General features: G+C 38.3%; 19 protein-coding genes. 18 read left to right on the top strand and 1 reads right to left on the bottom strand.

The genetic code is table 11. The features are described 5' to 3' along the window. The first annotated feature begins 1 nt into the window (after nt 1). The 16 genes from rplS (at nt 2) to sufU (ending at nt 13,727) form a co-directional block, all read left to right on the top strand. Nucleotides 2-355 (top strand): 50S ribosomal protein L19, encoded by a 354-nt coding sequence (gene rplS, locus KQI83_RS00515; protein ID WP_216553907.1) that lies wholly within the window; start codon nt 2-4, stop codon nt 353-355. 94 nt (nt 356-449) lie between these two features. Continuing rightward, nucleotides 450-1,034, top strand: a complete 585-nt coding sequence (lepB, locus tag KQI83_RS00510; protein WP_216553906.1) for a signal peptidase I — start codon at nt 450-452, stop codon at nt 1,032-1,034. Between the two features lie 14 nt (nt 1,035-1,048). Beyond that, nucleotides 1,049-1,894 (top strand): ribosome biogenesis GTPase YlqF, encoded by an 846-nt coding sequence (gene ylqF, locus KQI83_RS00505; protein WP_216553905.1) that lies wholly within the window; start codon nt 1,049-1,051, stop codon nt 1,892-1,894. A gap of 47 nt (nt 1,895-1,941) precedes the next feature. Beyond that, nucleotides 1,942-2,496, top strand: a complete 555-nt coding sequence (lepB, locus tag KQI83_RS00500; RefSeq protein ID WP_216553904.1) for a signal peptidase I — start codon at nt 1,942-1,944, stop codon at nt 2,494-2,496. 17 nt (nt 2,497-2,513) lie between these two features. Further along, on the top strand, nt 2,514-3,278 hold the full coding sequence (locus KQI83_RS00495) for a ribonuclease HII (RefSeq protein ID WP_216553903.1): 765 nt from the start codon (nt 2,514-2,516) through the stop codon (nt 3,276-3,278). 54 nt (nt 3,279-3,332) lie between these two features. Next, a complete protein-coding gene (gene fliK, locus KQI83_RS00490; protein WP_216553902.1) occupies nt 3,333-5,186 on the top strand; it encodes a flagellar hook-length control protein FliK in 1,854 nt (617 codons plus the stop codon). Between the two features lie 28 nt (nt 5,187-5,214). Further along, complete coding sequence (locus tag KQI83_RS00485; protein WP_334300126.1) at nt 5,215-5,535, top strand: EscU/YscU/HrcU family type III secretion system export apparatus switch protein; 321 nt, start codon at nt 5,215-5,217, stop codon at nt 5,533-5,535. A gap of 16 nt (nt 5,536-5,551) precedes the next feature. Beyond that, on the top strand, nt 5,552-5,914 hold the full coding sequence (locus KQI83_RS00480; RefSeq protein WP_216553900.1) for a YraN family protein: 363 nt from the start codon (nt 5,552-5,554) through the stop codon (nt 5,912-5,914). A 22-nt stretch (nt 5,915-5,936) separates the two neighbouring features. Next, a complete protein-coding gene (gene pgeF, locus KQI83_RS00475) occupies nt 5,937-6,779 on the top strand; it encodes a peptidoglycan editing factor PgeF (protein ID WP_216553899.1) in 843 nt (280 codons plus the stop codon). 15 nt (nt 6,780-6,794) lie between these two features. Further along, on the top strand, nt 6,795-7,826 hold the full coding sequence (locus KQI83_RS00470; protein WP_216553898.1) for a M42 family metallopeptidase: 1,032 nt from the start codon (nt 6,795-6,797) through the stop codon (nt 7,824-7,826). Nucleotides 7,827-7,945: 119 nt separating this feature from the next. Further along, nucleotides 7,946-8,689, top strand: coding sequence for a 2,3-diphosphoglycerate-dependent phosphoglycerate mutase (gene gpmA / locus KQI83_RS00465; RefSeq protein WP_216553897.1), 744 nt, complete (start codon nt 7,946-7,948; stop codon nt 8,687-8,689). 162 nt (nt 8,690-8,851) lie between these two features. Continuing rightward, a complete protein-coding gene (sufC, locus tag KQI83_RS00460) occupies nt 8,852-9,601 on the top strand; it encodes a Fe-S cluster assembly ATPase SufC (protein ID WP_216553896.1) in 750 nt (249 codons plus the stop codon). Nucleotides 9,602-9,603: 2 nt separating this feature from the next. Then, nucleotides 9,604-11,010 (top strand): Fe-S cluster assembly protein SufB, encoded by a 1,407-nt coding sequence (sufB, locus tag KQI83_RS00455; protein ID WP_216553895.1) that lies wholly within the window; start codon nt 9,604-9,606, stop codon nt 11,008-11,010. A gap of 27 nt (nt 11,011-11,037) precedes the next feature. Further along, nucleotides 11,038-12,114, top strand: a complete 1,077-nt coding sequence (locus KQI83_RS00450) for a SufB/SufD family protein (RefSeq protein WP_216553894.1) — start codon at nt 11,038-11,040, stop codon at nt 12,112-12,114. Beyond that, nucleotides 12,101-13,312 (top strand): aminotransferase class V-fold PLP-dependent enzyme, encoded by a 1,212-nt coding sequence (locus KQI83_RS00445; RefSeq protein WP_216553893.1) that lies wholly within the window; start codon nt 12,101-12,103, stop codon nt 13,310-13,312. Before KQI83_RS00450 ends, KQI83_RS00445 begins: the two co-directional genes overlap by 14 nt. Beyond that, complete coding sequence (gene sufU / locus KQI83_RS00440; RefSeq protein ID WP_216553892.1) at nt 13,302-13,727, top strand: Fe-S cluster assembly sulfur transfer protein SufU; 426 nt, start codon at nt 13,302-13,304, stop codon at nt 13,725-13,727. The genes KQI83_RS00445 and sufU overlap by 11 nt, the downstream gene beginning before the upstream one ends. A 98-nt stretch (nt 13,728-13,825) precedes the next feature. Here sufU and KQI83_RS00435 read toward each other — a convergent pair whose 3' ends face one another. Next, on the bottom strand, nt 13,826-15,466 hold the full coding sequence (locus tag KQI83_RS00435) for an ABC-F family ATP-binding cassette domain-containing protein (protein WP_216553891.1): 1,641 nt from the start codon (nt 15,464-15,466) through the stop codon (nt 13,826-13,828). A 213-nt stretch (nt 15,467-15,679) separates the two neighbouring features. On the opposite strand from KQI83_RS00435, the gene KQI83_RS00430 reads away from it, so the two are divergent. Next, nucleotides 15,680-18,448 carry a diguanylate cyclase domain-containing protein gene (locus tag KQI83_RS00430; protein WP_216553890.1) on the top strand — a complete coding sequence of 923 codons (2,769 nt, stop codon included), beginning with the start codon at nt 15,680-15,682 and terminating at the stop codon, nt 18,446-18,448. Nucleotides 18,449-18,614: 166 nt separating this feature from the next. Next, complete coding sequence (nifJ, locus tag KQI83_RS00425; protein WP_216553889.1) at nt 18,615-22,151, top strand: pyruvate:ferredoxin (flavodoxin) oxidoreductase; 3,537 nt, start codon at nt 18,615-18,617, stop codon at nt 22,149-22,151. Nucleotides 22,152-22,404: the final 253 nt, after the last annotated feature.

Genomic DNA, 22,404 nt, shown 5'->3' with positions numbered 1-22,404 from the left:
AATGAACGCAGCAGAAATTATTAAGAACATTGAACAGGAACAGTTAAAGGCAGAAGTACCTGAATTTAACGTAGGTGATACCGTAAAAGTTTATGGTAAAATCAAAGAAGGAAACCGTGAAAGAATTCAGGTTTTCGAAGGAATCGTATTAAAGAAACAGGGCGGAAGCAACAGAGAGACATTTACTGTAAGAAAATTCTCTAATGGTGTTGGTGTTGAAAAGACATGGCCATTACATTCCCCTAACGTTGAAAAAGTAGAAGTAGTACGTTTCGGTAAAGTAAGACGTGCAAAATTGAACTACTTAAGAGACCGTGTAGGTAAGAAAGCAAAAGTAAAAGAATTAGTAAAATAATTCAACAGAGAATGAACAAGAAAGGGACAAGTACGATGGTAGTTGTCCCTTTTATCATAAGTAGAACCAAAAAGTTCTTTTAGTGGAGTAGAATATGAGAAGAAGATCTGGTGGATTAAATTTTAATCGAAGAAAAAGAAAAGTGAATACAGCATTGCTTAAGGAGATTGGCATTTGGACAGGAGAGATTCTGGCAGTAATGCTAATAGCAGTGGTGTTGGTATTATTTATAGGTTTCCGCATAAAGGTGGTAGGAGCATCCATGTCTCCAACGCTGGAAAGCGGAGAAGAAATATTGGTAAATCGTTTTCGATACAAGATTTTTAGCCCAAAGCAAAATGACTTAATTGTATTTTTACCAAACGGAAATGAAAAGTCACATTATTATATTAAGCGTGTGATCGCATGTCCTGGGGATAAAGTACAGATTAAAGATGGCGTGGTTTATGTAAATGGGAAAAAGTTTGATGAAAAGGTTGCGGTAGCAAATATAGAAAATCCACTTTTGGCAGAAAATGAGATTACCGTAGGAGAAGATGAATATTTTGTGCTGGGAGATAACCGCAATAACAGTGAGGATAGTCGTTATGCCAGCATTGGAAACGTAAAAAAGGAGTATATTGTAGGAAAAGCATGGTTTGTGGTGTCCCCGTGGGGAAAATTTGGATTTATTAAATAGTAAGGAGAGATACAATGCATTTTCAATGGTATCCAGGGCATATGACCAAGGCAAAGCGTCAAATGCAGGAAGATATAAAACTGATAGATTTAGTAATTGAGTTAGTAGATGCAAGAATTCCATTAAGCAGTCGGAATCCGGATATTGACGAACTTGGGAAAAACAAAGCGAGACTTATTCTGATGAACAAAGCAGATTTGGCAAGTGATGAGCAGACAAGACGTTGGTCAGAGTATTTTCGCAACAAGGGATTCTATGTTGTGAAGCTGGATGCCCGTAGTAAGGCTGGGATGAAGGCAATTAATGATGTGATTATGGAAGCATGTAAGGAAAAAATCGAGCGAGATAGAAGACGAGGAATTAAGAATCGTCCGGTTCGTGCAATGGTGGTAGGAATTCCTAATGTAGGAAAATCAACATTTATTAATACATATGCCGGAAAGGCATGTGCCAAGACCGGAAATAAGCCGGGAGTTACCAAAGGAAAACAATGGATACGTTTAAATAAAAATGTAGAGCTTTTAGATACACCGGGAATCCTGTGGCCGAAGTTTGAAGACCAGCAGGTAGGACTTCGTCTGGCATTGATTGGTTCCATTAAGGATGAAATTTTAAATATTGATGAACTTTCCTTAGAACTGATACGAATCATTCAGAAAAACTATCCGGGAATCTTAGCAGCACGGTATGAACTTGAAGAAGAAAAAGATGCGGTAGAGGTGTTAGAGCAGATAGCCAGAAACCGCAATTGTGTGCAAAAAGGCAATGAGTTGGATTATAGCAAGGCAGCCCTTCTGGTAATCGATGAATTCCGTAGTGGACGGCTTGGAAAAATAACTCTTGAATTTCCAGAAGGATAAGGGTAGAATAAAAGCGATAGAATTTATAAATAGAAAAGAGAAGCTAAATGGAAAAAGAAAAAAAGAAGATTAACTTGAAAGATACCGTTAGTTTTATTATATATATCGCTGTTGTATTTGTGATTACCTATTTGGTAATTACTTATGTGGGGCAGAGAACCGAAGTAATCGGAACTTCTATGGAGTATACGCTAAGTGATGGGGACAATTTGATTGTAGATAAAATATCTTATCGTTTTCATGCTCCGGAGCGGTTTGATATTATCGTGTTCCCATACCAGTATAAAGAGGATACTTATTATATCAAAAGAATCATAGGATTGCCTGGAGAAACAGTACAAATCGATGATAATGGAACCATTTATATTGATGGAAAAGAATTAAAAGAATCTTACGGAAGAGAAATTATCAAGAATCCCGGAACAGCTGCAGAGCCTATTAAGCTTGGAGAAGGAGAATATTTTGTACTGGGAGATAATCGAAATGCCAGCTCCGATAGTAGGGACCCAAGTGTGGGAATCATCAAACGAGATGATATTGTAGGTCGGGCATGGCTTCGGATTTATCCATTTTCTAAATTTGGATTTATAAAACATAAGTAAAGACAGAGGATAAAAGTGTGAGTGAATTAAAGAAAATTGGGGTAATAAAAGAAGAATTACAGGCAGCAGAGGAAACGATGCTGCCTTCTTTTATTACAGAATATCAAAAGGATGAACGTGCCGGAGTTCAAAAAATGGTGCAGCAGGCACAGAAAAGATTAGATAATCTGGCAAAAGAACGAGCGCGAATTGAAACGTTAAAGAAATACGAAAAAGAATATGAAGCCTGTGGTTATATTTGCGGAATTGATGAAGTGGGAAGAGGACCACTTGCAGGACCGGTAGTAGCAGGAGCAGTAATCTTACCTAAGGATTGCAATATTTTATATATCAATGATTCTAAGAAATTAAGCGAAAAGAAACGAGAAGAATTGTATGATATTATTATGGAACAGGCAGTTGCAACCGGAATCGGAATGGTAGGACCGGGAAGAATTGATGAAATCAATATTTTACAGGCAACTTATGAAGCAATGCGAGAGGCTATTCATAATCTGTCAGTAACACCCGATATATTATTGAATGATGCAGTTACCATTCCGGAAGTACCAATTCGCCAGATACCTATTATTAAAGGAGATGCAAAGAGTATATCCATTGGTGCTGCCAGTATCATTGCAAAAGTAACCAGAGATCGTCTTATGGTGGAATATGATAAAGTAATGCCGGAGTATGGATTTGCGTCAAACAAGGGGTATGGTTCCAAGGAGCATATAGAAGCACTGAAAAAATATGGACCATCACCAATTCACAGACGGAGCTTTATAACGCATTTCTGCTAAGAAAAGGGAACTTTGTGTACTGTAAAAAGAGACGAGAAAGAGAAGGGAGAAGCTATGTCAATTGTAGAAGGAATTAATCAATACCAAAACAATACAGCGTCTAATACGCAGACGATGACTGCTGTAAAAGATACTATTCGTCCAACTTCTACCTATCTTCAGGAAATGACACCGGGAAAGGTGTTTGAGGGAACGATATTAGATATTAAAAATGGGCAGGTAACCATAGGATTAAGCGATGGGCAGACAATGATGGCGAAAATGGAAAGCGGAGTACAACTGGCAAAAGGAATGCCCATGCTATTTGAAGTAAAAGCAAATAGTGGAGAGCAGATTTCCATTCATCCGGTGAATTGGGAAAGTGCGCAGAATCCTACCTTATTAAAAGCATTAGAAGCAGCCGGATTAAAAGTAACGCAGCAAAATTTGTCCATGGTAAGTGAGATGATGAAAGAACAAATGCCGGTAGATAAAACAAGTCTATTGCAGATGTCCAGACTTATGGCGCATTTTCCACAGACTGATGTTCAGACGTTACTTCAAATGCAAAAAGCCGGAATTGAGATAAGTGATAGCAATATTCAACAATTTGAAAATTATAAAAATAATCAACAGACATTTTTGCCGGAAATGAAAGAAATTATTAATGGAATTCCGGATATGGCAGAACAGATTTATGGAGAACAACAGGGAAGTGTCAGCCAGCAGGGACAGATAACAGGAAATACACAACCACTGTTGCACTTTCAACAACAAATTGTAGGAATATTAGTTGGAGGTCAGACGGGAGCAGACGGAAGTGCACAGAATGCGGTACAGGCAGCACAAATGATAGGTGCAACAAATGAGATGGCACAGGAAGAGGCGGCTGCCAACTTAACAGTAGATCAGGTAGATGCAACAGAAGGTGTGATTATTCATCAGGATTTGACACAAGAAGAAAGTAGTGTTGGAAATCAGTTGCAATCAGGTATCGAGAATAAACAACCCCAGGAACAGGGAACAGAAGCCAAGAAAGTGATTTCCGAGAATGTGGTACAGGAAAATGTAACCAGTGAAGTAAGTGGAAAACAGAATGCTGTTAGTGTGATATTGTCCCCAAATCAGCAGGCAAATCTTACTTCATTATTACAGGAATTTTCCGGAGCAGTTGCCAATAAAATATTATTTCAGAACGGGCAGTTGAATACAGAGTTGACAGCTGGAGAATTATTACAACAGATGGTAGCATCTGTAGAAAACAGTGAAAATTATTCCACAGCAGCCATGCAGAAATTGTTTTTCTCGGATGAATATAAAACCGTGTTAAAACAGGCAATGGAAGAACAATGGCTTACCACACCGGAGGATTTGAAAGAAGAAGGAACGGTAAAAGAATTATACCAACGTTTGGGACATCAAATGGAACAGCTTCAACAGGTACTAAATCACACAGGCACCGAGCAGGGAGCAGCATTGTCAAAATCAGTCCAAAGCGTGCAGAGCAATCTGGAATTTATGAATCAGTTGAACCACATGTATACCTATGTGCAGATTCCACTGAAATTACGTCATCAAAAAGCACACAGCGATTTATATGTGTATACCAATAAGAAAAGTCTACAAGATAAAGAGGGAGAACTGACGGCATTATTACACTTGGATATGGATCATTTAGGTTCTACCGATATTTATATTAAAATGTTGGGAACCAAGGTAGAAACTACTTTTTATTTGGAGGATAATAACTCGTATGATATCATTGTAAATCACATGGATGAATTGCAGGAACGTTTAGAGGAAAAGGGATATCAGTGTAAAATAGAAGTGGAAAATCGAGGGAAACAGCAAGAGTTTGTGGAAGATTTTCTGGAAAAAGAAAAGCCGGTTGGAAGGTTTCAACGGTATTCTTTTGATGTGAAAGCATAAAAGAAGGGAGGAGACAACAGTGGCAGAGATTCGTTATAAAAATACAAACGAACCGGTAATTACGGAAAGCAAACAAGGTGAAAAACCAAAGACAGCTGTTGCTGTTGCTTACGAACCGGGAGAACGTGCACCTAAAATTATTGCAGCAGGAAAGGGAATGGTTGCGGAAAAGATTATTGAAAAAGCAAAAGAAGCAGAAATTCCTTTTTACCGTGATGATAAATTAGCAGATACATTATCCAAGTTAGAAATCGGAGACAATATTCCACCGGAACTTTACGAAGTTGTGGCAGAAATATTAGTCTTTGTAGATGATATGGATAAGTTAAAAGAAAAGGTAAAGGATTAGAGAGAAAGGGAAGTATATGGCAGAAAGAGGGAAGCGGGCAGAAGGCTATTGTCAGGAACAGCGGGCAGCAGAGTATTTGCAGGAAAAGGGGTATCAAATATTAGAACGAAACTTTTACAGCAGATATGGAGAAATTGATATCATTGCAAGAGACAGACAATATTTGGTATTTGTAGAAGTGAAATATCGAAAAAGCGACAGAGGTGGTCATCCCTTAGAAGCAGTAGACCGTACAAAGCAAAGAAGAATTTGCAAAACGGCAAGCTGGTTTTTACAGCGATATGGTCATTTACAAGAAACACCCTGCCGTTTTGATGTGGTAGGAATTACTGATGAAGAGGTGATTCACATTGAAAATGCATTTTGCTACATCAATTAAAAAGAAAGGAACGACAATATAAATGTTTTTTAAGAAAGCAACACCACAGGTAGTACTAGAAGTAAAAGAGCAAGAGGAATTTCCTATGTTAGTATATCCATTGCTGGAACAGACCGGAATCGTAAAGCATTGTTTTACTACCAGAAAAGGCGGTGTTAGTGAAGGAATATTTGAAAGTCTTAATTTAAGCTTTACCAGAGGAGATAAGCGAGAAGCAGTAGAAGAGAATTTTCACAGAGTAGCAAAAGCACTTGGAACAGAATATGAAAATTTTGTTTTTACAGATCAGACCCATACAACCAATGTAAGAAGAGTTGGGAAAGAGGATGCCGGAAGGGGTTTGATAAAAGAGCGCGGTTACACAGACGTAGATGGACTGATTACCAATGAGCCGGGAATTGTATTATCTACTTTTTATGCAGACTGCGTTCCGTTATATTTTGTAGATCCGGTTCATCATGCAATTGGGCTGTCACATTCCGGTTGGCGTGGCACCGTAGGAAGAATGGGAAAAGTAACATTGGAGGCAATGAAAAGAGAATTCGGAACAGAACCGGAAGAGGTAATCTGTGCCATAGGACCATCCATATGCCAGTCTTGTTATGAAATCAGTGAAGATGTGGCAGTGGAGTTCCAAAAAGAATTTGTCGGTCATGAAAAAGAAATTTTAATCGATAAAGGAAATGGAAAGTATCAACTTGACTTGTGGCATACAAACGAGTTAATCTTATTAGAGGCTGGGGTGGAACCGGAACATTTAGCAGTTACGAATATATGTACCTGTTGCAACGAGAGACTATTGTTTTCTCATCGGGCAAGTCATGGAAAGCGAGGAAATCTAGGGGCATTTTTAGCATTAATATAAAAGGAGACAGAAGAAATGGAAAAATATATGGATTATGTATTAGAACAGACAAAAAAAGTATTATCAATTGATAGTCCTACCGGTTATACCAAGGATGCAGCAGATTATGTGATGAGTGCTTATGAAGCATTAGGCTATCATCCCGTTAAAACAGTAAAAGGCGGCGTATTAGTAGAAATTGGTGGAGAAGATGAAAAAGATGCTATTTTATTAGAAGCACATATGGATACATTAGGAGCCATGGTGCGTGAGATTAAGGGAAATGGTAGATTGAAATTGTCTCCCTTAGGAGGCATGAATCCCAATAATGCAGAGGCAGAGAATTGTCGCATTATTACCAGATTTGACGGAAAGTACGAAGGAACATTCCAGTTAGAAAATGCTTCAATCCATGTAAATGGTGAGTACAATGATACCAAACGAAGCTATGATAATATGGAAGTTGTATTAGATGAGAATGTGACTTCCGAAGAAGAAACAAGAAAGCTTGGAATCATGGAAGGAGACATTGTAGCATTTGATCCCAGAACTACAATTACAGAAAAGGGATATATTAAGAGTCGCTTCTTAGATGACAAATTAAGTGTTGGAATCTTATTAGGATTTGCAAAATTTTTAAAAGAAGAAAAAATTACCACAAAGCGAAAAATTTATCATCACATTACTGTATATGAAGAAGTGGGACACGGAGCATGTGGAACAGTACCGGAAGGTGTAACAGAGATTTTGTCTGTGGATATGGGATGCATAGGAGATACTTTACAGTGTAACGAACATCAGGTGTCGATTTGTGCCAAGGACAGCGTTGGACCTTATAACTACGAAGTGGTAACAAATCTCATTAAGGCAGCAAAGGAGCATAACATTGATTTTGCAGTCGATGTTTATCCACACTACGGCTCAGATGCAGATGCGGCTTTGGAAGCAGGCTATGACTGCCGTCATGGACTGATTGGAGCTGGTGTGTATGCGTCACATGGATATGAGAGAAGTCATGTAGATGGAGCAAGAAATACCTTAGAACTATTAAAAGCATATTTGGTATAAATTAGAAATAGTATTGACAAAAGAAGAAAAAGTGTTATTCTAAAAGAGGTTAGATACAACTAACCAATAAAAGAATAGCACTTTTTTTATAGTTAATAGATCATAGAGGAGGTAGTGAAATGAAATTGGTGTTACTTCGACACGGGGAAAGCGAGTGGAACCTGGAAAACCGTTTTACCGGATGGACAGATGTAGAATTATCTGATACAGGAAGAAAAGAGGCTGCGGAAGCCGGAAAAGTATTAAAGAAAGAAGGATTTGATTTTGACCTATGCTATACTTCCTATCTTAAGAGAGCAATTCATACATTGAACCTAGCGTTAGATAGTATGGATCGTGCATGGTTGCCGGTGATAAAAGACTTCCGGTTAAATGAGAGACATTATGGGGCATTACAGGGACTTAACAAATCAGAAACAGCAGAAAAATATGGCGAGGAACAGGTAAAAATATGGAGACGTTCCTATGATGTACGTCCACCAATGTTGAAACCGGAAGATGAGAGAAATCCGGCTCTTTTAGAACAGTATCGCGGAGTAGACAAGGCACAGCTTCCATTAGCAGAGAGCTTGGAAGATACCATTGCAAGAACCATTCCTTACTTTGAAAAAGAAATCAAACCTCAGATGCAGGCAGGAAAGCGAGTATTAATTGCAGCACATGGAAACTCTTTACGCGCATTGGTGATGTATTTTGAAAAACTGACGAAAGAAGAGATTATGCAGGTAAATCTACCAACAGGTGTTCCGTTGGTGTATGAATTTGATGAAAATTTCAATGTAATTTCAAAGAAATATTTAGGAGATGAGAAACTCATTGCCGAGAAGATGAATAAAGTAGCTGCACAGGGAAAGGCAAAATAATTTTTTTAGAACACTGTTGAGAATGATTATCAATATCATAGCTTAAATTGGCTTGTATAAAGAGAAATGCGGAGTTATAATAAAAGCGGTTTAAATCCGAGTAAAATAGTCGGGTTTTACCGCTTTTATTATTTATGCAAAAGCAGAATGGAGAGAAAAGAAATGACAAAACCAATCTTACAAATACAAGGACTTACCGCCAGTGTGGAAGAAAAAGAGATTTTACATCAGGTAGATTTACAAATAAAAAAGGGAGAAACTCATGTACTGATGGGACCAAATGGAGCAGGTAAATCAACATTAGGTTATGTACTGATGGGAAATCCAAGATATCAGATAACAGATGGAAATATTTATTTTAAAGGTAGAGATATTACCGAAGAGCCGGCAGACAAAAGAGCCAAGGAAGGAATTTTCCTGTCCTTTCAGGAACCATTAGAAGTACCGGGATTACCATTAAGCTCTTTCTTGCGAAATGCGGTAGAAAAACGCAGAGGAAATCGAATTAAAATGTGGGATTTTTCTAAGGAAATGAAAGAAGCTATGAAGGTATTACAGATGGATACTTCATATGGAGAACGAAGCTTAAATGTGGGATTTTCAGGTGGAGAAAAGAAGAAGGCAGAAATCTTGCAGATGATGTTATTGCAGCCGGATTTGGCGATTTTGGATGAAACGGATTCCGGATTGGATGTAGATGCGGTTCGCTTAGTATCAAAGGGAATAGAAGAATATCAGAAGAAAGGGGACAAAGCATTACTTATTATTACCCATAGTACCAGAATTTTGGACAATCTTCATGTAGACTACACACACATTATGGTAGATGGAAAAATTGTAGCAACAGGAGATGGTTCTTTAGTAGAGGAAATAAACAAAAATGGATATGAAGCATTTTTGAAAGAGGAATAAATATGAAAGAAAAAACATATGTAGACGATATTGACAGAACAATTTATGATATAAAAAACGATGATAAGGATGCTTATCATATTGAGGCAGGATTAACACCACAGATTATAGAAAAAATTTCAGATGAAAAACAGGAACCAATATGGATGCGGGAATTCCGTTTGAAATCTTTGAAAATATACAATGAAATGGCAGTTCCGGATTGGGGACCTTCCATTGAAGGCTTAGACATGGATCATATAGCAACTTATGTGCGACCAAACACAAAGATGCATGGAAAGTGGTCGGATGTTCCGGAAGAGATAAAAGATACCTTTGAGCGTTTAGGAATTCCGGAAGCAGAACGGAAGTCTTTAGCAGGTGTGGGCGCACAGTATGATTCCGAAATGGTATATCATCATGTTAAGGCAGAAGTAGAGGCACAAGGAGTTATATATAGTGACATCGACAGTGCTTTAAAAGGGGAATACGGGGAAATGATACGAAAGCATTTTATGAAATTGGTAAAACCAAACGACCATAAATTTGCGGCACTTCACGGGGCAGTCTGGTCAGGCGGTTCTTTTGTGTATGTACCAAAAGGAGTATCCGTAGAGATTCCGCTTCAGTCTTATTTTCGATTAAATGCGCCGGGAGCCGGACAGTTTGAACATACAATGATTATTGTGGATGAAGGAGCTTATCTACACTTTATAGAAGGATGTTCTGCACCAAGATACAGTGTGGCAAATCTCCACGCAGGATGTGTGGAACTATTTGTTCATAAGAATGCAAAGTTACGCTATTCTACCATTGAAAACTGGTCTAAAAATATGTACAACCTGAATACAAAACGAGCATTGGTAGAAGAGGGAGGAACCATAGAATGGGTATCAGGTTCCTTTGGTTCCCATGTTTCTTACCTTTATCCTATGAGTATTCTAAATGGAAAGAATGCGAAGATGGAATTTACTGGAATTACCTTTGCGGGAAAAGGACAGAATTTGGACACCGGTGCAAAAGTAGTGCATAAGGGAGAAAATACTTCTTCCTATATTAATACAAAGTCTATTTCTAAGGATGGCGGTATCAGTACGTTCCGAAGTTCGGTAGTAATTGGCAAAGAGGCAAAAAACAGTAAATCGGCAGTATCTTGCGAGTCTCTAATGCTGGATGCAATTTCGCGATCAGATACGATTCCTGCAATGGATATTCGTACCAATGATGCAGATGTAGGACATGAAGCGCAAATCGGCAGAATTAGCGATGAAGCAATTTTTTATCTTATGTCTCGAGGAATTAGTGAAGAAGAAGCCAAATCCATGATTGTTAGCGGATTTGCAGACAATGTATCCAAAGAGTTGCCATTAGAGTATGCATTAGAGATGAATAACTTAATTCAGTTGGAGATGCAGGGCAGCATCGGTTAAGGAGTTTAGTAGGAAGAAGGAGAACACATGGAAAAAAATATAGTAATAAACAGACTTCCGGCAAAGACTTGGAATTGGCTTAAAATGAATGAAACCAAAATTTCCATGGAAACAGCCGAAAAAGCCTGCGATGTGATAGAAAGAGTGCCAAATGCAGAGGGCGTGCGTTTAGAAAAACAAGCTCCCATGCAAGAAATAGAAACGGGAATGGGAAAAGAAGTGGCAGAATTGTTGCCGGAAGGAGAGACAGCAAGAAAAATCAATACGCTTTTTATTCCTGAAAACAGTATTCAGAAAGAACCTATTGTACTTGAGTATGAGTATGTTCAAGAAGGCAGATATTTTGACCAGTTGCAGATTCAAGCAGAAGAAAACAGTGAGGTAACAGTAATCTTACTGTATTGTTCCAAAGACGAAATGAAAATTTCTGTATCAAATCAAACAAAAGTTTATGCAAAGGAAAATGCAAAGGTTCATCTTTATACGATACAGTTGCTAAGTAAAAATACAGAGTGTTTGTGCGACTTTGGGGGAAAATGTGAGAAAGACGCACAGATTATGAATCTTCAGCTTCAACTGGGAGCAGGTAAACTTTATACAGGGGCTTCCACAGAACTATCAGGGGAACGCAGCAATTATCAGATGGATATTGGATATTTGGCAGAAGGAACAGAGCGTGTCGATATGAATTATGTAGTACGTCATATCGGAAAGAAAACAGAAAGTCAGATTACAGCAACCGGAATCTTGAAAGATAAAGCGTTTAAGCTGTTTCGAGGAACCCTTGATTTTATTACCGGGTGTAGTGGAGCAAAAGGAGCAGAAAGTGAAGATGTATTGCTACTAAGTGAAGATGTGGTAAATCAGACGATTCCTCTGATTTTGTGCGGAGAGGAAGATGTAGAAGGAAGTCATGGAGCTACCATCGGAAAATTAGACGAGCAGATTTTATTTTATCTGGGTTCTCGTGGATTTGAGCGAAAAGAAGCAGAGCAACTGGTAGCAAAGGCAAAAATGGATGCATTATGCAGTATGGTACCTTCACAGGAAATGCAAGAAAAAATACAGAGTTATTTGGAGGAAAGAATTCATGAAGGATTATAAGAAGGATTTTCCTTTACTACAAGATCACAGTCTGGTCTATTTAGACAGTGCGGCAACAGCACAGCGTCCGTATTCTGTATTAGAAGCAGAACAGGAATTTTATAAAAAAAGCAATGCCAATCCATTGCGAGGATTGTATCGCATCGGAATGGCGGCAACGGATGCTTATGAAGGTGCAAGAGAGCGGGTAAGAGCCTTTTTAAATGCTTCTTCCACAGAAGAAATTATATTTACCAGAAATACCACAGAAAGTATTAACCTGGTGGCATATAGTTATGGACTCACCCGGCTAAAACAAGGGGATGAGATTTTAGTTACCATAGCAGAGCATCATAGCAATTTGCTGCCATGGCAGATGGTAGCTGCACAGACGGGAGCAAAACTGGTATTTTTGGAATGTGAAAAGGATGGCAGTTTCCTTGAAAAAAATATAGAAGCGGCAGTGAGTGAAAAAACAAAATTAGCGGCAATCGGTCATATTTCCAATGTGTTAGGAAGTGTTGCTCCGGTGGAAAAGATTATAAAGCTGGTACATCAAAAGGGTGGCGTAGTGTTAGTAGATGCCGCTCAGAGTGCACCACACATTACTGTTGATGTAGAAAAATTAGATGCAGATTTTTTAGCCTTTTCCGGACATAAACTAATGGCACCTATGGGAATTGGCGTACTTTATGGGAAAAAAGCACTTCTTCAGAAAATGCCACCATTCTTGCGAGGTGGTGAAATGATAGATAAAGTAACCAGAGAGGGTGCAATTTATACCCAGTTGCCACATAAGTTCGAGGCAGGAACTGTAAATGCAGCAGGAGCTGTAGGATTAGCAGCGGCAATTGACTATATGGAACAAGTGGGAATCGAAAATATTCAAAAAAGAGAACAGAAATTAACAAAAATAGCATTTGAACAGATGCAGCAAATCCCATATCTAAAAATATTAGGAAGCACAAAGCCGGAAGAACATCATGGAATTTTAAGTTTTACCATAGAAGGGGTACATCCCCATGATATAGCTTCTATATTAGATGAATCTAATATCGCAGTGCGGGCAGGACATCACTGTGCCCAGCCACTTCTGGAATATTTAGGTGATAAAGTTACAACTCGGGCAAGTATAGCCTTTTACAATGATGAAGAGGATATTGAGCATTTTATTGCCTGCCTAAAAGAAATAAGAAGGAGAATGGGCTATGGAGACTAGAAATTTTTACAATACAATTCTTACAGAACACAATTTACATCCGGAACACAAACATGTGTTAAAAGATGCAAATCTGATGTTGGAAGGAGTAAATCCAAGTTGTGGCGATGATATTGTGTTGCAGCTTAAGGTAGAAGATGGATGCATTACCGATGGTGCTTTTGAAGGAAGTGGGTGTGCCATTTCCCAGGCATCCGTAGATATTATGTTAGATTTAATTATCGGGCGAAAAAAGGAAGAAGCACTTCACCTTGCGGAAATTTTTCTTAAAATGATTCAAGGAAAAGCCACGGAAGAGGAGATGGAAGAACTAGAAGAAGCTTCTGCACTTTCTGATATTTCCCATATGCCAGCCAGAGTAAAATGTGCGGTGCTCGGATGGCATACCTTAGAAGATATGTTTAACGATAATTAGAAAAAGCGATAAGAAACTGGCGTAAACAAAGAACAGGAGAAGCCTTTGTTTTTCAAAAAAGGCTTCTCCTGTTTTAAACTATAATTTCAAAAATGAAATTAGTCATCTGATTCCTGATCATCACTGGTGGAATATACCTGACGTTTTCTTGCCATTTCATCACTTTCTAAGTACTCATCGTAAGTTGTAATCTTATCAATCAGACTTCCGTTTGGTAAGAACTCGATAATACGATTTGCGGTAGTCTGTACAACCTGATGGTCACGAGAAGCAAATAAAATAACTCCCGGGAATTTAATCAATCCATTATTCAAGGCAGTGATAGATTCCATATCTAAGTGGTCAGTAGGCTCATCCAAGATTAAAACATTAGAGCCTTCAATCATCATACGAGAAAGAAGTACACGCACTTTTTCTCCACCGGATAATACTTTCATTTTTTTCACGCCGTCTTCTCCGGCAAATAACATTCTTCCTAAGAAACCACGCACATAGGTAGCATCTTTTACTTCTGAAAACTGTGTCAACCAATCAGCAATTTGCAGGTCGTTGTCAAAGATTTCGGTGTTGTCCTTTGGAAAATAAGACTGGGAAGTGGTAACACCCCATTTATAAGTACCTTCATCCGGTTCCATTTCTCCGGCAAGGATTTTAAACAATGTAGTTTTTGCTAACTCATTTCCGCCGACAAATGCAATCTTATCATCATGTCCTACGATGAAAGAAATATTGTCTAAAACTTTTACACCGTCAATGGTTTTGCTTAAGTTTTCAACAGCTAAAACTTCATTTCCGATTTCACGGTTTGGACGGAAATCAATATAAGGATACTTTCGGCTGGAAGGTTTGATTTCGTCTAACTGAATTTTTTCCAAAGCCTTCTTTCTGGAAGTCGCCTGTTTGGATTTAGAAGCATTTGCAGAGAAACGAGAAATAAAATCCTGTAATTCCTTGATTTTTTCTTCTTTTTTCTTATTTGCTTCTTTCATCTGCTTAATTAACAACTGGCTGGATTCATACCAGAAGTCATAATTTCCGGCATAGAGCTGAATCTTAGCATAGTCAATATCAGCAGTATGGGTACATACCTTATTTAAGAAGTAACGGTCATGGGATACCACGATAACCGTATTTTCAAAATTGATAAGGAATTCTTCTAACCATGCAATGGCATCTAAGTCCAAGTGGTTGGTAGGTTCGTCCAGAAGAAGAATATCCGGGTTACCGAATAAAGCTTGCGCTAACAAAACTTTGACCTTTTGAGCACCGTTTAAGTCTTTCATTAAAGAATAGTGGAATTCGGTATCAATTCCCAATCCGTTTAATAACTGGGCAGCATCTGATTCTGCATTCCATCCATCCATTTCAGCAAACTCAGCTTCCAGTTCGCTGGCACGAATACCGTCTTCGTCAGAAAAGTCTTCCTTCATATAAATAGCATCTTTTTCTTTCATAATATCGTAAAGACGCTGATTTCCCATAATAACAGTGTCTAAAACAGGAAATTCATCATATTTAAAGTGATCCTGTTGTAAGAAAGAAAGACGCTGCCCCGGGGTAATAGTGATATCACCACTGGTAGGTTCTAACTGTCCGCTTAAGATTTTTAAGAAGGTGGACTTTCCGGCACCGTTTGCACCGATAAGACCATAACAGTTTCCTTCTGTAAACTTAATATTTACATCTTCAAATAAAGCCTTTTTTCCGATTCTTAATGTTACGTTGTTTGCACTAATCATTGTAATACACCTTTCTACTTATTTCATATATGCAAAATTACTCAGTCTTTTCTATTTTACCGTATATATCCTATTTTGCAAGAACTTTGGGAAAAAAATTAAACTTTTTTCAAAACAATATTGTGCAAAATAATTGAAAATAATTGAAATACATGGAAAAATTTGTTATAATATTACAAATAAAGGTATTTATTAAGAAAATGGGTGAAGTGTATGGAATATGAAAAAGTAATACAGCAGATACCGGGTGGTAGTGCTGTGATACAGGGTGGAAAGAATTGGAAAATTATTAGTGGAAATGAAGAATTTTTTGTACCAAGTGGGTATACACTTAGTGAGATTAATCACATGTCACATGATTTTTTTGATATTGTGCATAAGGCAGATTTGCGAAGATTGCAGAGAGTAACGGAAGAAGCTCTGCATAGCGGGAAAACACAGGAATGTGAATTTCGAATCCATGATAAAGAAGGAAAAATACATTGGCTGGGGATAAAAATGCGCTTTTTCGGATATCAGGAAGAAATTCCATATTACCTGGTATCAGGATGGGATATTCATGGAAGAAAACAGGCAGAAGCAGAAATTACCATACAAAAGTCAAAATGGGATGAAATGGAAAAGCGACTGAAACTGGATGGATTAACCGGAGTCCTGAATAAAGAAACTACCAAAGAAAGCATAGAGGAGTTTTTACAGAACGAACCAGAAGGGGAGCATGCATTCTTTTTAATTGATGTGGATAATTTTAAAAATGTTAATGACACATTCGGACATTTATTTGGGGATAGTGTACTTGTTAATATCGCAGAAAAGATAATAGGTCTGTTTCGTAACAGTGATGTTGTGGGAAGAATCGGGGGAGATGAATTTGTTGTTTTTATGAAACATGCCGGGGAAAATCAGGCGAGAATAAAAGCACAGAATGTTTGTGATATGGTAAGACAAGAATACAATGGGGTAGAAGAACAGGTAAGAATCACATGTAGCGTAGGAATTTCCTTATACCAGAATGAAAAGGGAGATTATGCTACGTTATTTTCAGCAGCTGATGGGGCAATGTATCAGGCAAAGAAAGAAGGAAAGAATCAGTATTGGGTGGCGCGAACTTTAGAGACGAATGGTGAAGAAAAAAAGGAAAAACAGATAGAGAGTCGAACCAGTCAATATAGAGCAGGGCGAAGTCAGGATTCTGATTTTTTAACCAATGCCTTTTTATTGTTATCCCATGCAAAAGATGTAAACAATTCCTTGAATCTATTAATAGAAAGAATTGGAAGAAAATATGACCTGGGTGCGGTTGCAGTGTTAGAGTGCGATGAAGGAAAAAAAGAATTTAAGCGTACGAATGCATGGAACCGTGAGCAGGGAATTTTACCGAAACAGTGGATATCGGAAGAAAGACCAAAATGGAAAAAAATACGAGAAAAGATGGACGGAAAAGAATTGGTCTGCATCCATGATTGTTTGGAAGGGGGAGAATTAAATAAAGAAGAAAAAGAGATATTTAAAGAAAATAGAATTCATGCAATGCTGAGCGGTTCCTTTTCCTATTTTGATCAGGGAAGAGGATATGTAATGTTCTGTGATATGGAAAAAAGCAGAACATGGAGCGAGGTAGAGCAGAATATGTTTCGAGAACTGGTATATTTACTTTCCGTATTTGTAGCAGTTCGCCGCCAACAGGAAGAAGAACGGCAAACCATAAGAAAATTAAAAAAGCGGGATGCCTTGACGGGGCTCTATAACGAAGAAGCTTTTAAGGAAAATGTGCAAAATAAGATAAAAGAATGGGATAAAAATTTGCAATATGCAGTGGTTTATACGGATATTAATGACTTTTCTTATCTGAATGATAATTATGGACAAGAGATAGGAAATGAAGTGCTAAAGGAATTTGCAACAATACTTATGGAAGATAAAAATACCATTGCATGCCGTTTATATTCTGATTTATTTATTCGATTTATGTGGGGAAAAAGTAAAGAGGATATATTGCAGCAAGTAGTAAAAAAGAATACTGATTATATCGGGCAACAAAAACGCAAGTATGCACTAGAAAATATAAAACTTTCTACCGGAATTTATTATATGGAAAGTCCAACAGAAAAGTTAGAAATTGCAATAGAGAATGCAAATTTAACCAGAAAGAGCATAAAAGGGAATGACAGTATTTTTTGCAGAGTGTATGAGAAAAAGCTGCGTCTGCAAAGAGAAAATGAAAAAAAGATTATAGAAGAATTCCCGAAAGCATTAGAGCGTGGGCAATTTAAAGTTTATATACAGCCACAAGTACAACTGGGTGAAAAACGCAGATTTATAGGAGGTGAGGCCCTGATACGCTGGGAACGGAGAAAAGGGAAAATTGCATGTCCGGAAGAATTTATACCAGCGTTGGAAAAATCAGGAGATATTATTGCGTTAGATTTTTTTGTGTACCAGCAAGTGTTAAAGGAAATGCGCCAGTGGAAAGAGTTGGGAATTGCCATTCCGGTAATTTCTGTGAATTTTTCACGAAAACATTTTGATACCGGAGGGATTTACTTCAAAATAGTTACGGAAGCAGAAAAATATGGAATCCCCCCAGCATGTATTGAAATTGAAATTACGGAAAGTCTATTTAGTGTAGGTGATGAGTTAGTAAAGCAAGAAATACAAAAATTGCGAAAAGCTGGTTTTAAAGTAGCAATGGATGATTTCGGGACAGGTTATTCATCCCTTAGCATGTTAATGGATGTTCCGGTGGATGTGGTGAAAATTGACAAGAGCTTTTTAAAGAAAACAAATAATAAAAAAGGGCGCATATTTATGGAAGAAATGGGGCGATTAATACATAGCGTAGGAGAAAAAACAATCGTTGAGGGGATAGAGACGGAAGAACAGTGTAACTTCCTGACAAAATGCGGTTTTGAGTACGGTCAGGGCTTCCTTTTTGAACAGCCGATTCCTATGCGGGTGTTTTCAGAAAAATACATAAAATAAGGGGAAAAACTATTGATTTTTTGTGACAATGTGAGTATAGTTTAGTTAAGAATGTGAAAAAATTTATCAACATTCAAATTGATTCACTTAAAATACTGAATCACAAAACCTGTATATTTACCTTTATAAAAGTAAATATGCACAATTTAGGTAGGAGGAAAATGTAATGAAGAGATCTATGAAAACCATGGATGGTAACCACGCAGCAGCACATGCTTCTTATGCATATACTGATGTTGCAGCCATCTACCCAATCACACCATCTTCTGTTATGGCAGAAGCTACAGACGAATGGGCAACACAGGGAAGAAAGAACATCTTCGGACAGACAGTTCAGGTAACTGAAATGCAGTCTGAAGCAGGTGCAGCAGGTACTGTACACGGTTCTTTGGCAGCAGGAGCTTTAACTACAACCTATACTGCATCCCAGGGATTATTATTGATGATTCCAAACCTTTACAAAATTGCAGGTGAAGGACTTCCGGGAGTATTCAATGTATCCGCACGTTGCGTAGCCAGCCATGCGTTAAATATTTTCGGTGATCACTCTGATGTTTACGCCTGTCGTCAGACTGGTGTTGCAATGCTCTGTGAATCTTCCGTACAGGAAGTTATGGACTTAACACCTGTAGCACATTGTGCAGCACTGGAAGGAAAACTTCCTTTTATCAACTTCTTCGATGGATTCAGAACCTCTCACGAGATTCAGAAAATCGAAACATGGGATTATGAAGATTTGAAAGACCTGGTTGATATGAATGCAATCGATGAATTCCGTAAGAATGCATTGAATCCAAATCACCCACGTCAGGATGGTTCTGCACAGAACCCGGATATCTTCTTCCAGACAAGAGAATCTTGTAATACTACTTACGATGCAATGCCAGCAATCGTACAGAAGTATATGGATAAAGTAAATGCCAAATTAGGAACAGATTATAAATTGTTCAACTACTATGGTGCAGCAGATGCTGAAAAAGTTATCATCGCTATGGGTTCCGTATGTGATACTATCGATGAAACAATTGATTATTTGATGGCTAAGGGAGAAAAAGTCGGAGTTGTTAAGGTTCGTTTATACAGACCATTCGACAAAGCAGCTTTAGTAGCAGCTATTCCTGAAACTGTTAAGTTAATCGCTGTATTAGACAGAACAAAAGAACCTGGATCTCTTGGAGAGCCATTATACTTAGACGTAGTTGCAGCATTAAAGGGAACTAAGTTTGAAAGCGTTCAGATTACAAGCGGACGTTACGGATTAGGATCTAAGGATACAACTCCTGGACAGATTATTGCTGTATACAACAATACAGAAAAAGAAAGATTTACAATTGGTATCTATGATGATGTTACAAACTTATCTCTTGAAGTAAAAGAAGACCCTGTAACAACACCAGAAGGAACTATCAACTGTAAGTTCTGGGGACTTGGTGCTGACGGTACTGTTGGTGCAAACAAGAACTCCATCAAGATTATCGGAGATAACACAGATATGTACGCTCAGGCATACTTTGATTATGACTCCAAGAAATCCGGTGGTGTAACAATGTCCCACTTACGTTTCGGTAAGAAACCAATTAAGTCTACCTACTTAATTAAGCAGGCAAACTTTGTTGCCTGTCATAACCCAGCTTACATCCGTAAGTACAATATGGTTCAGGAATTAGTACCGGGCGGAACTTTCCTTTTGAACTGTTCTTGGTCTCCAGAAGAATTAGAGGAGCATTTACCAGGACAGGTTAAGAGATACATTGCTGAAAACGATATTAAGTTCTATACCATCGACGGTATCAAGATTGGTAAAGAAATCGGACTTGGTGGACGTATCAATACTGTACTTCAGTCTGCCTTCTTCAAATTGGCAGCTATTATTCCGGAAGAAAGAGCTATCGAGCTGATGAAAGCAGCAGCTAAAGCTACTTATGGAAGAAAAGGTGATAAGATCGTACAGATGAACTACGATGCTATCGATGCCGGAGCAACTGGAGTTGTTAAGATTGATGTACCTGCAAGCTGGAAAGATGCCAAGGATGAAAGCTTTGCAAAAGTTGCAACAGGAGATAGAAAAGATGTTGTTGATTTCGTTAACAATATCCAGATTCCTGTTAATGCTCAGGAAGGTAATAAGATTCCAGTATCTGTAGTAAAAGAATATGAACATGGACAGACTCCGTCTGGTTCTGCTGCATTTGAAAAACGTGGTATCGCAGTAGATGTTCCAGTATGGAATCCGGAAAATTGTATTCAGTGTAATATCTGTTCTTATGTATGTCCACATGCAGTTATCCGTCCAGTTGCATTGACAGAGGCAGAAGCTGCTAAGGCTCCAGAAGGAATGAAGACACTTGATATGACAGGAATGCCAGGATACAAGTTCAGCATGACAATTTCCGCACTTGACTGTACAGGATGTGGTTCTTGTGCTAACGTATGTCCAGGAAAGAAAGGCGAAAAAGCACTTTCTATGGCAAACTGCGAAGAAAACGTTGGAGAACAGAAATACTTTGATTTCGGTTTAACAGTAGAAAAGAAACCAGAAGTTGTTGAGAAGTTCAAAGAAACAACCGTAAAAGGATCTCAGTTCAAACAGCCATTACTTGAGTTCTCCGGAGCTTGTGGTGGATGTGGAGAAACACCTTACGCTAAGTTAATTACACAGTTATTCGGTGATAGAATGTACATTGCAAATGCAACAGGATGTTCTTCTATTTGGGGTAACTCCTCACCTTCTACACCATATACTGTAAACGAAAAAGGACATGGCCCAGCATGGTCTAACTCCTTATTCGAAGATGCTGCTGAGTTTGGATACGGTATGTTATTAGCTCAGAAAGCATTAAGAGGAAAATTAAGAACAAAGGTAGAAGCATTAGTTGCTGATGGCAAGAACGCAGATGTTGTAGCTGCCGGAAAAGAATGGTTAGATACTTATACTGTAGGTGCTCTGAATGGAACAGCTACCGATAAGTTAGTAGCAGCATTAGAGTCTTGTGGATGTGATGCTTCCAAAGAAATCCTTGCAGAGAAAGATTTCCTTGCTAAGAAGTCCCAGTGGATATTCGGTGGTGACGGATGGGCATACGACATCGGATTCGGTGGAGTTGACCATGTATTAGCAAGTGGACAGGATATCAACGTAATGGTATTCGATACAGAAGTTTACTCTAACACAGGTGGACAGTCTTCTAAGTCTACTCCTACAGGAGCAACCGCTCAGTTCGCAGCAGGCGGAAAAGAAATGAAGAAGAAAGACCTTGCTTCTATCGCAATGAGCTATGGTTATGTATACGTTGCACAGATCGCAATGGGTGCTGATTACAACCAGTGTGTTAAGGCAATCGCAGAAGCAGAAGCTTATCCAGGACCATCCCTGATTATTGCTTACGCTCCATGTATCAACCATGGTATTAAGATTGGTATGAGCAAAGCTCAGACAGAAGAGAAGAATGCAGTAGAAGCTGGTTACTGGCATACATTCCGCTTCAATCCAGAATTGAAGAAGGAAGGAAAAGCAGCATTCTCCTTAGACAGCAAGGCACCTACTGGAGATTACAAGGCATTCTTAAACGGAGAAGTTCGTTACAATGCACTTGCAAGATTCAATCCGGAAAGAGCAGAAAAACTGTTTGCAGAGTCTGAAGAATATGCAAAAGAACGTTATGAATACCTGAACAAGTTAATTACACTGTATGGTGAAAAGTAATTTGAATTCATAAGGTTAATTTAAAGAGAGAGTATCCGTTTTGGGTACTCTCTTTTGGTGTTATACGAGCATTTACTATTTCTCAAAAGTCTGTTATACTATAAAAGTATGTTTTAAAGTATTATGGAAAAAACTTTACAAGTACGAATAGATATTGTAAAATCAATCGGTCGGGGTTTTGTGACCTGACTTGTAAAATACCTTTACGGTATACCTGTATGGTGCAATAGCATCAGTAAAGGAAAGGAGAAAA

This window comes from Roseburia sp. MSJ-14, from assembly GCF_018918225.1.
GTDB lineage: Bacteria > Bacillota > Clostridia > Lachnospirales > Lachnospiraceae > Petralouisia.
The sequence above is the reverse complement of the archived record's forward strand: the minus strand, read 5'-3'. Positions and strand labels throughout refer to the sequence as shown.